At 65.7% G+C, this 13,598-nt stretch carries 12 protein-coding genes; 2 read left to right on the top strand and 10 right to left on the bottom strand.

From position 1 onward, the window contains the following. Positions 1–23 precede the first annotated feature (23 nt). From AC1DQ3_RS01705 to AC1DQ3_RS01695, 3 genes are all read right to left on the bottom strand, one after another. Complete coding sequence (locus tag AC1DQ3_RS01705) at positions 24–989, bottom strand: Bug family tripartite tricarboxylate transporter substrate binding protein (protein WP_477118429.1); 966 nt, start codon at positions 987–989, stop codon at positions 24–26. Between the two features lie 117 nt (positions 990–1,106). Next, positions 1,107–2,651, bottom strand: a complete 1,545-nt coding sequence (locus tag AC1DQ3_RS01700) for a class I adenylate-forming enzyme family protein (RefSeq protein WP_477118428.1) — start codon at positions 2,649–2,651, stop codon at positions 1,107–1,109. Positions 2,652–2,702: 51 nt separating this feature from the next. Beyond that, positions 2,703–3,671, bottom strand: coding sequence for a tripartite tricarboxylate transporter substrate binding protein (locus tag AC1DQ3_RS01695; RefSeq protein ID WP_477118427.1), 969 nt, complete (start codon positions 3,669–3,671; stop codon positions 2,703–2,705). Between the two features lie 259 nt (positions 3,672–3,930). On the opposite strand from AC1DQ3_RS01695, the gene AC1DQ3_RS01690 reads away from it, so the two are divergent. Both AC1DQ3_RS01690 and AC1DQ3_RS01685 read left to right on the top strand, forming a co-directional pair. Continuing rightward, positions 3,931–5,139 carry an acyl-CoA dehydrogenase family protein gene (locus tag AC1DQ3_RS01690; protein ID WP_477118426.1) on the top strand — a complete coding sequence of 403 codons (1,209 nt, stop codon included), beginning with the start codon at positions 3,931–3,933 and terminating at the stop codon, positions 5,137–5,139. 59 nt (positions 5,140–5,198) lie between these two features. Beyond that, positions 5,199–6,326 (top strand): acyl-CoA dehydrogenase family protein, encoded by a 1,128-nt coding sequence (locus tag AC1DQ3_RS01685; protein WP_477118425.1) that lies wholly within the window; start codon positions 5,199–5,201, stop codon positions 6,324–6,326. Between the two features lie 124 nt (positions 6,327–6,450). Here AC1DQ3_RS01685 and AC1DQ3_RS01680 read toward each other — a convergent pair whose 3' ends face one another. The 7 genes from AC1DQ3_RS01680 to AC1DQ3_RS01650 all read right to left on the bottom strand — a co-directional run bounded on the left by AC1DQ3_RS01680 (position 6,451) and on the right by AC1DQ3_RS01650 (position 13,510). After that, positions 6,451–6,696 carry a DUF1272 domain-containing protein gene (locus AC1DQ3_RS01680; protein WP_477118424.1) on the bottom strand — a complete coding sequence of 82 codons (246 nt, stop codon included), beginning with the start codon at positions 6,694–6,696 and terminating at the stop codon, positions 6,451–6,453. Between the two features lie 81 nt (positions 6,697–6,777). After that, positions 6,778–8,316: an acetolactate synthase large subunit gene (locus tag AC1DQ3_RS01675; protein ID WP_477118503.1), complete on the bottom strand. Its 1,539-nt coding sequence runs from the start codon at positions 8,314–8,316 to the stop codon at positions 6,778–6,780. Between the two features lie 122 nt (positions 8,317–8,438). Continuing rightward, positions 8,439–9,269 (bottom strand): GntR family transcriptional regulator, encoded by an 831-nt coding sequence (locus AC1DQ3_RS01670; RefSeq protein WP_477118423.1) that lies wholly within the window; start codon positions 9,267–9,269, stop codon positions 8,439–8,441. A 190-nt stretch (positions 9,270–9,459) separates the two neighbouring features. Then, complete coding sequence (locus AC1DQ3_RS01665) at positions 9,460–10,395, bottom strand: DUF535 family protein (protein ID WP_477118422.1); 936 nt, start codon at positions 10,393–10,395, stop codon at positions 9,460–9,462. 534 nt (positions 10,396–10,929) lie between these two features. Beyond that, positions 10,930–11,301: a HigA family addiction module antitoxin gene (locus AC1DQ3_RS01660; protein WP_477118421.1), complete on the bottom strand. Its 372-nt coding sequence runs from the start codon at positions 11,299–11,301 to the stop codon at positions 10,930–10,932. Between the two features lie 437 nt (positions 11,302–11,738). Next, the gene (locus AC1DQ3_RS01655) at positions 11,739–12,638 is read right to left on the bottom strand and encodes a hypothetical protein (protein WP_477118420.1); all 900 of its coding nucleotides are present in this window, start codon (positions 12,636–12,638) and stop codon (positions 11,739–11,741) included. Next, the gene (locus tag AC1DQ3_RS01650; protein ID WP_477118419.1) at positions 12,635–13,510 is read right to left on the bottom strand and encodes a YaiO family outer membrane beta-barrel protein; all 876 of its coding nucleotides are present in this window, start codon (positions 13,508–13,510) and stop codon (positions 12,635–12,637) included. The genes AC1DQ3_RS01655 and AC1DQ3_RS01650 overlap by 4 nt, the downstream gene beginning before the upstream one ends. Positions 13,511–13,598 lie beyond the last annotated feature (88 nt).

Below are 13,598 nucleotides of genomic sequence, written 5' to 3'. Positions count from 1 at the left end.
GCGGGGCAGGGAGCGAGCCGGCATCAATCCAACTGAATGTTCGCGGTCTTCACCACCCCGCCCCACAACTTCAGTTCCCGCTGGATGCGATCGGCCAGCGGCTTCGGCCCGGTGATGTTGAGGTCATAGCCGCCCTGCGTCATGCGCTGCTGGAAAGCGGGGTCGTCGCCGATGGCCTTTTGCGCCTTGACCAGCTTGTCCACCACGTCGGCAGGCAGCTTCTGCGGCCCGATCAGCGCGTACCAGCCGGTCAGGTCGTAGTTTTTCATGCCGGACTCGATCATGGTCGGCACGCTCGGCAATGCCGCATTGCGCGTGCTGGACGTCACCGCCAGCGCGCGCACCTTGCCACCCTGGATATGCCCGATGGCCGTGCCCGTGATATCGAACATAAAGGTCACCTTGCCGCCAATCACGTCGGCCATCGCGGGCGAATTGCCCTTGTACGGCACGTGCAGCATCTTGACGCCTCCCATCTGCGCCAGCAATTCAGCCGACAAGTGATTGGAAGCGCCAACCCCGGCCGAACCGAAGCTCACGCCGTCGGGATGCTTGCGCGCGTAGTCGACCAGTTCGCTCACGTTCCTGGCCGGGAAATCCTTGTTGATCAGCAGGACGTTGGTGTAATCGGTGATCAGCCCGATATAGCTGAAATCCTTGTTCGGATTGAAGTTCACCGACTTCTGGATCAGCGGCGTCATGGTCATGGTGGGGCTGGCCACGAAGTACAGCGTGTAGCCATCCGGCGTCGCACGCGCGGTCAGGTCCGCGGCAATGGCGCCGCTGGCGCCCGCGCGGTTGTCCACCACCACCGGCTGCTTGAGCGAGCGGCCCAGGTAGTCGGCGTAGATGCGCGCGGCGGTATCGACCGGACCGCCAGGGGCGTAGCCCACGATCAGCTTCACCGGACGCGTGGGATAGTTGTCCGCCATCGCCGTGCCTTGCACCAGGGCCAGCACCGCGCCCGCCATCGTCATCCATCGCTTCATCTGTCACCTCCGTAGTGTGTTGTCTGGTGTTGTCTGGTGTTGTCTGGTGTTGCCTGCCGTGTTGTCTGCCAGGCCTCGGCATGCCGGGGCGCGGACGGCGGCATTCGCCGCCTGTTGTCATGCCGCTACGGCGCCGCCGTCCAGCATGGCGCGCAGCGGCTGCTTCAGGAGCTTGCCGCTGGCGGTGGTGGGAATGGTCTCGATCGCGCGGATCTGCGCCGGCCGCTTGTACGGCGCCAGGCTTTCCCGCAGGTAGGCCTCCAGGGCGGCGAGGTCCAGCTGCGCGCCCGGCTGCGTTTCGATAAAGGCCACGACTTCTTCATTGCCGTCGGCGGCCGGGCGTCCGACCACCGCGGACTGGCGCACGCCGGGGAAGGCGTTGATGACGGATTCCACCTCGATCGGATAGACGTTGAAGCCCGAGCGGATGATCAGGTCCTTGGAGCGGCCCACGATAAACAGCGCGCCGTCTTCACCGAGGAAGCCCAGATCGCCAGTGTTGAGCCAGCCGCCCGGCAGCAGGGCCTCGGCGGTCTGCTCCGCGTTGCGGAAATAGCCGCGCATCACGCCGGGCCCGCGCACGCGGATCTGGCCGCGTTCGCCGGCCGGCATCGGCTCGCCTTGCTCGTTGGTGATGTTGATCTCCACGCCCTCGACGATGTAGCCGGCCGAGCAATCGGCGCGCGGCGCGTCCTTGCGGGTGATGAACAGCGAGCCGGCGTATTCGGTAATGCCATAGCCGTGGTGCAGCGGCTGGCCGAACCATGCCTCGGTGTCGCGCTTGAGCGTGGGATCGAGCGGCGCACCGCCGGTATAGAGGTAGCGCAGGCGCGGAAACGCCGCCGCGCCGCCCGGCAACGACGACTCCCGCGCCACCGCCATGATGCGCGTGAACATGGTGGGCACGCCTTGCAACATGGTGACGCCGGGAGACGCCAGTGCGGCGAAGACGTCCGCGGCATCGAATCGGGGCCGCATCACCAGGCTGGCGCCGGCGTACAGTGTCGCCATCAGCACGGTGGCAATGCCGAAGATATGCGACAGCGGCAGCGCCCCGTAGGCGATATCGTCCGGCCCCAGGTCGCGCGAGGTTGCCGAGATACGCGCGAAGATCGTCAGGCCGGCGTGCGGCACCATCACGCCTTTGGGCGCGCCCGTGGTGCCGGAGGTGTAGATCAGGGTGGCAATGTCGCGCGCCTGGGCAGCGTCCACGCGCGCCGGCACCGCTTCGGCGCGCAGCATGACGAAGCCGGGATCCAGCGCCGTGCAGTCGCTGCGCTGCGCGCAAAGCCGTTTGGCGTGCGCGGCGGCCACATCGGAGACATGGCTGGTAAAGAACGTCAGCAGCGGCTCGGCATGCGCGCGGATGCCGTCGATCTCGCGGGGCGAGAGCCGGGCGTTGACCTGGATCGGCCAGGCGTGCAGCGCGCTGCAGGCGAACAGTATCACCACCATTCCGGCGCAGTTCTCGCCCACCACCATGACGCGGTCGCCCTGCCCGACGCCTTGCGCGGCGAGCCAGTCGCGCGTGGCCGTGATGCGCTCCCACAGCGCGCCGTAGCTGAGTACGCCGCCGGTCTCGTACAGGCAGGGAGCCTGGGGAGATTGCTCGGCCCAGTGCCGGGGGATGTCATGGATGAACTCGGGACGGAAGGAAGTCATGTTGCTAGCGATGATGGGGTTGGAACCGGACGGTCCTGAAGAACAGCGAACTCACTGATCCAGGTGAATATTCGCCGACTTGATCAGGCCATCCCACTTCTGGTACTGGGTGCGCATATAGGTGCCGAACTGCGCGGGCGTGGAAGGAAAGGGCACGGTGCCCTGGCTGGCCAGCCGGGCCGCCAGTTCGGGCTGCGCGAGCGAAGCGACGATCTCGGCGTTGAGGCGGTCGACCACGGCGGCCGGCGTATTGGCCGGCGCCACCACCCCGAACCACGCGGTCAACTCGTAGCCGGGCACCCCCGCCGCGGCCAGCGTCGGCACGCCGGGCAACTGTCCGGACGGCTTGGCGGTGGTGAGCGCCAACGCGCGCACGCGGCCATCGCGCACATAGGGCAAGGCGGTGGAAATGCTGTCGAACATCATGGTGAGGCGCCCGCCGATCAGGTCGGTCATGGCCGGGGCGCTGCCCTTGTAGGGCACGTGTTCGATGCGCACGCCCGCCAGGTGGGTGAACAGTTCGCCGGCGAGGTGCGAGGATGAGCCGTTGCCGAAGGAGCCGTAGCTGAGCTTGCCGGGCTCGCGCCGCGCCAGGGCCAGCAGTTCGGCCACGTTGTGCGCGGGCACCGCGGGATGCACCACCAGCACATTCGGCAGGTAGGCCACCGAGGCCACCGGCGCGAAATCCTTGAGCGGATCGTAGCCGGGCTTGTCGTACAGGCTCTTGTTCACGGCCAGCGAGCCAAAGGTGCCGAACAGCAGGGTGTAGCCGTCGGCGGGTGCGCGCGCGACCGCCACGGCGGCGATGTTGCCGCCCGCGCCGGGGCGGTTCTCGATCACCACCGGCTGGCCCAGCCGCACCGAAAGTGCGTGGCTCACCTCACGCGCCAGCAGGTCCGTGGCGCCACCGGGCGGAAAGGGCACGACCAGCCGCACCGGTTTGTCCGGATAGGCCGCGAACGCGCTCGCGGCGGCGGCAAGCCAGCCGCACAGCACGAGCAACTTGGTCCAACGTGACATCGCCTGTCTCCTCGGCGTTGATTGTGTAATTGCTGCGATGGAACTGCGCCAGTGTGAGCCAGGCGCCGGCGGCGTGCCATTTGGATTTGGCTAAGGCCGTGTTCTGCCCGGCATATGCGCCGGGCGGGCATCGGTTCGCAAGCGCGGAAGGACGGCTTTGTCATTGCGGAAGCAGCGAATCCCCGGCCACCCCTAGAATCGCTGCACCGTATCGAAGAGGCGGCCGCTGGCCAGCCTTCCCAACCCAGGGGACAAGCAGATGGATTTGCGTTTCAGCGCGGCGGAACAAGCGTTCCGCGAAGAGGTTCGGCGTTTTGTGCAGGCCAGCCTGCCAACCGATATCCGGGATAAGGTGCTGGCCCACCAGCGCGTCGAGAAAGACGACTACGTGCGCTGGCACCGCATCCTGCACGCGCAGGGCTGGGGTGCGCCGACCTGGCCGCAGGAATGGGGCGGCACCGGCTGGAACGCGCTGCAGCGCCTGATCTTCGAGATCGAGGCCTTCCGCGCCGGCGCGCCGCGCCTGCTGCCGTTCGGCCTGACCATGATCGGCCCGGTGCTGATGAAATATGCCAGCCAGGAGCATAAGGAACGTTTCCTGCCGCGCATCCCGACGGTCGAGGATTTCTGGTGCCAGGGCTACTCCGAGCCGGGAGCCGGCTCGGACCTGGCCTCGCTCAAGACGCGCGCCGTGCGCCGGGGCGACCGCTATATCGTCAACGGCCAGAAGACCTGGACCACGATGGCGCACTTCGCCGACTGGATCTTCTGCCTGGTGCGCACCGATACCGAGGGCAAGCCGCAGGAAGGCATCTCGATGCTGCTGATCGACATGAAGACACCCGGCGTGACAGTGCGCCCGATCGTCACGCTCGACGGCGGCCATGACGTCAACGAAGTCTGGTTCGAGGACGTGGAAGTGCCGGTGGGCAACCTGCTGGGTGAAGAGAACCGCGGCTGGACCTACGCCAAATACCTGCTGGGCCACGAGCGCACCGGCATTGCCGGCATCGGCCACTGCAACCGCGAACTGCGCCAGCTCAAGCACTACGCCGCCCAGGCCACCGACGGGGCCGGCCGCCCGCTGATCGATGACGTGCGCATGCGCGACAAGATCGCACGCATCGAGATGGACATCATGGCGCTGGAAATGCTGCTGCTGCGCGTGGCCACGCAAGACGCGGGCCGCGGCCCCGGCCCGGAAGCCTCCATCGTCAAGATCCGCGGCTCCGAGATCCAGCAGGACCTGGCCATGCTGCAGATGGAGGTGGCCGGCCCCAATGCCTGGCCGTACTCGCCGAGTTGGCTGGAAGCCGGCACGGCGCCGCCGGCCGACGCACCGCTGCACGCCCCGGCCTGGGCCTCACCTGCCGCTTCGACGTACTTCGACATGCGCAAGACGTCGATCTACGGCGGTGCCACCGAGGTACAAAAGAACATCATCTCCAAGATGATCCTGGGTTTCTGAAGTCACGCAGGACTTCAGGGACGCCACACCAACCCGGGATTCAAGGAACAAGCACAGTCATGGACTTCAATTACAGCGAAGAGCAGCAGATGCTGACGGACAGCCTGCGCCGCTTCATCGATACCGCATACACCTTCGACAAACGCCGCAAGAGCGCCCGCGGCGGCGGCAGCTTTGACCGCGCCACCTGGGCACAGCTTGCCGAGATGGGCGTGCTGGGCCTGACCGTACCAGGCGAATACGGCGGCTTTGGCGAAAGCGCCGCCAGCCAACTGGTGGTGCAGCGCGAACTCGGGCGCGGCCTGGTGCTGGAACCGGTCACGCCAAGCGCCGTCATGTCCGCGGCGGTGCTGAACGCCTACGGCAGCCATGCCCAGAAAGCAGCATGGCTGCCTGCCATCGCCGCCGGCGAGCGCGTGGTCACCCTCGCCTACCTGGAGCCCACCACCCGCTACCGCCCCGAGACCGCGCGTGCCAGCGCCGAGCGCAAGGGCGACGGCTACGTGCTCAACGGCAACAAGAGCCTGGCCTGGCACGGCGAAGCCGCCGACGCCTTCCTGCTCACCGCGCGCATCGCCGGCAGCAACGAGCTGGCGCTGTTCCTGGTACCGCGTGGCGCTGCCGGACTCACGGTGCGCGGCTATCCCACCATGGACGGCCTGCGCGCCGCCGACCTTGCCTTGCAGAACGTCGCGGTAGACGCCACGGCCCTGGTGGGTGACGCGGCCGACGGCCTGGCCGCCCTGCTCCACGGCATCGACCACGGTATTGCCGCGCTATGCGCCGAAGCCGCCGGCGCGATGGAAAAACTGATCGAGATCACCGGCGAATACCTGCGCACGCGGCAGCAGTTCGGCAAGCCGCTGGCGGTGTTCCAGGCGCTGCAGCACCGAATGGCCGATATGCTGGTGCAGAAGGAGCTGGCGTTGTCGATGGCTTATGTGGCAGCGCAGGCGCTGGATGAAAGCGATCCGGCGCAGCGGCGGCGGATGCTGAGCGCGGCGAAGGTGACGGTGGCCAAGGCCGGGCGTTTTGTCGGCCAGCAGGCTGTGCAACTGCATGGCGGGATGGGGATGACCGATGAGCTGGAGGTGGGGGATTATTTCAAGCGCTTGACGATGATCGACCCATTGCTGGGGGATAGTGATTACCACGTACAACGGTATGGCGAGGTGATGGCGGCGTAAGGATGCCGCTCGCGATGCCTGCGCGGCATCGCGAGCGGATGCCGGCATCCGCGCAGACCTGAATCGGCCTTTGAAGTTGAAGTCAGGCCTTGGACGCCAAGCAGTTGAATCCAAAGCGCCGCATTCACCCGCCCCCGCACCCCTCCGGCTTGAAAACCCTGACCTCGGAAGCTGGAAATCCGGCCAGTTTCCCGGCCGGCCGCCGTGGCCGCGCCACCAGCTCCCCGCCGCAGTTCGGACAAATCCCCCCAAGCCGCTGCCCGGCACAATCCACACAGAACGTGCATTCAAACGAGCAGATCCGTGCATCGGCCGAGTCAGGCGGCAGATCCTTGTCACAGCATTCACAACCAGGCCTGAGCTGCAGCATGCGTCCTCCCCTTGCGATAAATTCAGGTACACGGCGGCATCGTACCGCCATGCCGATCAGCCAGCCGGTGCGGCCCGCAGGTCAGATCACCAGTTCAATGACAAACGGTCCCGGCCGCGCATTCGCCATGCTGAACAATTCGGCAAAACGCGCCATATCGTCGGCACGCGCGGCTTCGACTCCCATGCCGTTGGCCAGCTTCACCCAGTCGAGATCCGGATTGCCGATATCGAGCATGTCGAGTGCGGTCTTTCCCGGATTGGCGCCAACCTCAGCCAGTTCGCCCAGCAGGATCGCGTACTTGCGGTTGGCCAGTATCACCACGGTGACATCAAGCTTCTCGCGCGCCATCGTCCATAGCGATTGCAGCGTGTACATCCCCGAGCCGTCGGCCTGCAGCGCTACCACCCTGCGGCCCGGTGCGGCCACCGCGGCGCCAGTGGCCAACGGCAGGCCATCGCCGATCGCACCGCCGGTGAGTTGCAGCCAGTCGTGCGGCGCGGCATGCACGGTGCCGGGATAGAAAGCACGCCCGAAGCTCACGCTTTCCTCCACCACGATGGCTTGCTCGGGCAGCAGGGCGGTCAGCGTCTGCGCCACGGCCTCGGAGGTCACCGCGCCCTTGGCGATCTCGTGCGTGGACGTGGAGGCCGGCAGGGAAACGGACGGTGCGGCAAGTGCGTCGGCAAGACGCGCCAGCGCTTCGGCCAGGTCTTGCTCCGGACGCGCCAGCACGTGGATCTCCGCATCTTCCGGATACGGCCGCGGCGACTTGCCCGGGTAGGCGAAGAAGGTCACCGGTGGCGGCGCGCCGACCAGGATGACGTTGCGGATACCGGCCAGCCTGGCGCGTGCCACGTCGCCGGAGTACGGCACCCGGTCCACATTGAAGCGGCCGCGGCCGCGCGCCACGCGCGCGTTGGACATCGGCGTGATCAGGCGGGCGTCGGTGGCGGCGGCGATACGGTGCGCGTCGGCCAGCGGCGCTTCGCGCAGCGCGGTGCCGGCCAGCACGATCAGCGTGGGCTGGCCCGAGCGCAGCAGGCGCGCGGCTTGCTCGATGGCATCGGGCGAGACCTTGGGTGCGGGGATCGGCGGCAGCGGCGCGGCCACCTTGCCGCCGGCATCCCAGCAGACGTCGGACGGCAGGATCAGGCTGGCCACGCCGCCGGGCGCCGCGCATGCGGCCTGTACCGCGGTGGCGGCGTCGGCGCCTACCGAAGCGGCATGCGTCGCGGTACGGGTCCAGACCGAGACGGGGCGCGCCCAGCCTTCGGTATCGGCGGTGAGCGGCGCGTCGAACGGACGGTGATAGGTGGCCTGGTCGCCAACGATATTGATCACCGGCGTCTGCGCACGGCGGGCGTTATGCAGATTGGCCAGGCCATTGGCCAGGCCCGGGCCGCAATGCAGCAGCGTGGCGGCCGGCTTGTCCGCCATGCGCGCGTAGCCGTCGGCAGCGCCCGTCACCACGCCTTCGAACAGGCCCAGCACGCAACGCATGCCGGGAATCCGGTCGAGCGCGGCCACGAAGTGCATCTCGCTGGTGCCGGGGTTGGCAAAACAGGTGTCCACGCCGCAGGCCAGCAGCGTCTTGACCAGGCTCTCGGCGCCGTTCATCTCGCCCTGCCCGTTTTCGCCATGGCTGGCATGGTTCCCTTGGTTGCGCTCGGTAGTCTGCATCTCGTTGATTTCTAGTTGATTTCTAGTTGATTTCTAGTTTGCAGGTTGCTGGAATGGCATCAGGACTGCGCGCCCGGCGTGCTTGCCGGGCGCGGCGGAACATAGGTGGGGGCCGCGCCCCCACCGGATGCCAGCAGGTCGAAATCCAGGCACACGAACTCGCTCGGGAATTCAATGCGCGCGTAATAGACGATCACGCCGTCGACGCAGGCATAGCGCCGCAACTCGGCCACCGGCGCGCCAACCGGCAAGGCCAGCCTGGCGGCCGACTCCGCGCCCGCCGCAATGATCGACAGGCGCTGCCTGGCCGCCGTGACCTTCAGTTGCGGGAAGCGGTCGAGCACCGGCACCGAGGGGCCATGGCGGAACGCTTCGGGCTTGCGCGCGAACACGCTGGCTTCGATGAAGACCTCGCCCAGGGCAAAGGGCCGTTGCTCGATCCGGTGCAGCCGGCGCAGGCAGTGGTAGCCCGGCGCACGCGCCGCGCTACAAGGCATGCCGAGCGCCTCCGGCAACGGCACGGTACCGTCGGATTCGGAAAGCGCTTCGGTATCGAGTTGCTCCCCGACCGCCACCACCTGGTCCCAGCTGACCGGCAACATCAGCGCGCGGCGCTCGCGGCAGGCGGCCTTGACGAAGGTGCCGCGGCCGCGCTCGCGGGCCAGGAGGCCCTCTTCATCCAGCAGCGAGAGCGCATGGTGCATGGTCATGCGCGCCACGCCGAACTCGCGGCAGAGTTGCTCAAGCGACGGAATGCGCGCGCCCTGGCGCCATTCTCCGCTTTCGATCTGGCGGCGGAAGATGGTGGCAAGCTGCAGGTAGACCGGCTGGCGGCTGCGGGAAAGAAGATCGCTGCTGGCAGGCAAGGCGGTGGAAGCTGGGTTCGGCATTGTCGGCGGAAGCGGCGCAGCCGCCGCGGTGGGCAGGCCGATCGGCAAGGTTGGCTGGCAGGAAGCTGCCTACTTTAATAAGGTCTATAAACCTAGACCACTGGGGTTTACCGCAGTCCATAAAAAAGCGCGGGACAAAATCCCGCGCTTTTCCTGGCCGGCATCCACGGCGGCCTGTCGCCGCCACCGCTCACGCCGCAAGCGCCTCCGGACATGCCGGTGCAATGACTTGCGTCAAGACCGGCGCCGGCGCCATGGCCTGTCCCACGCCGGGCGCTGCAAGCCGGTCGAGCACGCTCGCATGGATGGACTCGACCTGTGCCAGCTTGCGCCGGTAGGCCGAACGCTTCCTGGAGGGCAGTTCCATCACATCGCGGCGCGGCTGGTTGACCGGTATCTCGACATTGCCGCCGGCCAGCAGTTGGCCGCCGGACTCCATCCAGAACCCTTCGTAGTCGCAGAGGATCTCACGCGGGGTATTACGCTGGCGCCCCACGTGGTTACTCCTGCAAACACCTACGATACGCCTGACCTGCAGCGCAGCGGCAAAGGCCAGCACGGCTTCCATGACCGCGTCCTTGGGACGCAGGCCATCGCATGCCTTGGTGGATTCGCGGATCAGGTCGCGGCTGTTTTCGCCCACGGGACCTTGCAGGCCACCCACGAAGATCTCCACCCCGTGCTTGCCTTGCGCCAGGTAGAAGCTGAGCTGGCTCAGGCAAACGCCGCTGGCCGTATCGCGCCAATAAAAGGCCAGCTCGCCCTCCCTGGGGTTCGGCCCGGAGTCGGCCAGGCGCAGTGCATACCGCCCCACGCCCAGCGGGAATTCGAGGCCGCCGCCGACGTAGATCCGTTCGCTAAGCGCCAGCGGCACCAGCGTGCTCATGGCCTGGTAGTGCTCCAGCACGGTACGCATGCGTTCGCGGAAACCCAGTCCGAATGCGCCGAGCGGCCGATACGGACGGACGAGCAGCGCGGGCTTGATCATGGCGACGCGTTGCATCAGCGTGCAGGAATTCACCGCTTGCAGCCAGCTCCGCACCGCGGCATAGCGGAATGCCGAGCGCACGATCAGCTTGATGCGCCTTAGCCGCCACTTTTTCCCGCCCGGCGGATAGCAAAACACGGAGAGCGCGGCGAGCGTCCCCAGATAGCGAAAATAGAAAAAAGGCCCGGGATGCTGAAAGAATCCTCTGGCAGCGAGCCCTGATAGCCATTGAAGGCTCGAGATTGGTCCTTGCACGACTTGATGCTCCCCTTTAAGCCGTTGCAGCAAAGCCGGTATCCGGTCTTGTATTGCGCTGCCCTTGCTATTGAAACTTCAGCGACACGATAGGCAAATGGCCAGCCAGGCCTGGATCACGAGGCAGGGTCAGCGACCTGGCAGGGCCGCCGGGCAAAGCGTTTCTGCCTCGTAATATTTCGTAACGAATTGTAATGCTTCCGGTTGACTGCAAGATGAGTCATTTCCCGCAGGGAGCAAAAAAAGCCGGCTGACGCGTGGCCATGCCTGGAAGTGCTGGGGGGAGACGAGCGCTAACGCAGAAGTGCCCACGACCAGGTTCGCAGCCACGCCAAAATCCAGCGTGATGGCCGCAACCGTCAACGCCGCCAGCGCAAATGGCGATCCCGGCCTACCGGCTCCCTTTTCCTTGACGTATCAAGCCGACAACGCGTCGTTTCGAAGCGGCATTACATCGGGCTGCTCGCGCTGCTCTGCCTGGCTCAACGCATAGTTAGCCTGCAAGGTCATCCAGAACCGAGCCGTGCTTACCCCAGCTCGCTCCAGGCGTACCGCAAGATCGGGGCTGATGCCGGCATGCCCATTGATAACTCGCGAAAGGGTCGTGCGCGACATGCCGAGACGACGCGCAGCGTCAGTAACTTCGATTCCAAGCGGCTGCAAGACGTCTTCACGCAGCAGCTCGCCAGGATGGGGGTGATGCTTCATCCTTCGGGCCATGAGTATTTCGGAATTCTTTAAGTCGGGATGGAAATTCGTGACGTGATAACTGGATTCACTTTTATGCAAAACGAATCAAAATTCTTATAAATCAACAGCCGCACTCCTGTCACCTATGGAAAGCTCGAAACTGCATTCAAGCTGATGGCGGGAATTGGCTCTTTGTTATCCAGATGATTCGGAACAACGAGAGCGCGGAGGATGGCCCTGGGACTTCCAGCGAGCGTCACGCCAGTGGCACTGCCAGCGGGCGCACGCGCGCCGCGCACCCCGAGAGGGGAGCCAACCGTTGGCAAGGAGAAACGATAGCGTCGGCTCAAAAATCGGTGCAGCCGTGCGGAGCGCCCGAGGGGCGGGCCCCGTTGAGCCTCACCGCCCCCGCGCCACCGTCTCCGACGGCAACTCCCCCAAAAGCGCCCGATACATGCCGCGCGCTTCCTGCGCCGTGGAGAGCCGTGCCTGCAGCGGCGTGCAGTGGATCGGCATGGCTCTTCGGTGGCCCCCTCTCAGTCGCGCCGGCGCCAGCTCATCGCCCAGGCATAAAGCGCAACCAGGGCACCAAATTGAATGAAGATAGACCCAAGCAGGAAGAGCAGGGGATACCAGAGCATGGAAAAGTGAAGCAGGCAGACGGCGGTCAGCGTGTATTGCATCGGAATCAGCACGATCAGATACGCCACAGCCATGGTCGACAACAGGAGTTTGCGCACGAAGCCAAAATCCAGGACGTTGTAGATCAGCGCATACAGCCATGGCGTGACCACGACAACGAGCAGGGACGCCTGCGTCAGTGAAGCGATGGACTTGTCCGCTTCGTAGTGGAAGCTTGCCGGCCAGAGATAGAAGTAGAACTGCGCACTGGCCTGGATCAGGCCGACCAGGCGCAGGCCGTAGGCGAGAGGCAGCGACTTGCCGGTCAGCCACCGGGTGCCGAACAGCAGGACCAGGGTGATTGCCATTCCGCACAACCATTGCACTGGCGTAGGCAAGGCAGCATCTGCGTGTGCATACGGCACCAGGTCAAAACCCGGTAGCAGAGCCTTGTCAGCCTGGAGCACGATCTCGCCGCCCAGGGTCTCGCTCCAGAAGCCGATGATGCGGCTCCACAGGTTCGCCACCCAGGGCCAGGCCATGCAGATGGCAAGCGTAAGCGCGAAGGGAATGAGCAAGACATCGATCCAGCGCCCCGGCGGAAACGCAAGCCGGCGCATTGCCCGGTGCATTTCGATCCTGTCGCCACGATAGCCGATCACGCGCCGTACCTCGCTGCCTCGCGTCCCGGCCGCGCGGTTTTCCTCTGCCGCCTGTCCTCGCGCGGGAGGCAACGGCGCCATGGGTCCCGGCTCCGCCATGAGGGGCGGCACCGACTGCCCTTCGGGCTGTCCTGGAGACTTGGCGTCGTTCACCGGAAGCTCCATCGAAAGCCCACTTCCGCCGACGTCCGGCTGTACGTGGGATTATGGTAGTACTGCACGCCCAGCAGCAGCAGCAGATCGCGGGAGATGCGCTCACGCCACTGAACGCTATAACTCTGGCTGTCATAGTTCACACGCTCGGTGCCGGTCGTCAGGATCTGATAGGCCTCCCTTGCATGCTCGGCCCGCATGATGAAGGCCCGCTTCTCGTCGCTGCCAAGCGTGGCCGCGATGTATTGGCTCGGCCCGAACACGTGGCCCGGGTTCGCGCGATTGAAGCGCAAGCCGCCTTCGAGTACCAACGAGGAAAAATAGGCGATGCCGCTCAGCAGCGCGCCGTCATCCCAACGCCCGCTGTCCTTGCCTTTTGCATAATAGCCGCCAAGCCCTACGACGAAGCGTCGGTCGGGTCCAAACTTGCGGTAGCCGGTCACATCCGTGCGCCAGCGGGGAAACAGTTCACTGCTTCCCAGGCCCGCGCCAACCGTCATGTAGTAATCCTCGGAGAGGTCACGCGTGAGCGACAGTGCGCCGTACTCGCCGTTGAAGCCGAAACGGCTCGCACGGTCCAGTTCGCCTTGTACCACCCCCAGCGAGGTCACGACCATGCCGCGCAGTGCCGCAGCGGTCGCGGAGCCGAAGCCATTCGTCATATGGCCATCGCCGAAGACGAACTCGATTGCCCCCTTCTCCGGCGCATACGGCACCGGCACCGGTTCCGGTATCGCCATAGGCACGGGCGTCGGCGTTGCCATCGGCGTCTGCGCCAGGGCCGGCGCATCGGGTGCAAGCGCGACATCCGCCTGAGCTTGAGTGCCGCCCGGCAGCGCCCCACTCTGGGCACAGGCAATTTCCATGGTCATGGCCGATGCTGCCAGTAACGCACACCACACGATTCGATTCAAATACACGCTCAATTCTTCCCAAAATAAGCTGTCCATCGGAGCGACA

The organism is Cupriavidus sp. 01T418 (assembly GCF_056398885.1).
The sequence above is the reverse complement of the archived record's forward strand: the minus strand, read 5'-3'. Positions and strand labels throughout refer to the sequence as shown.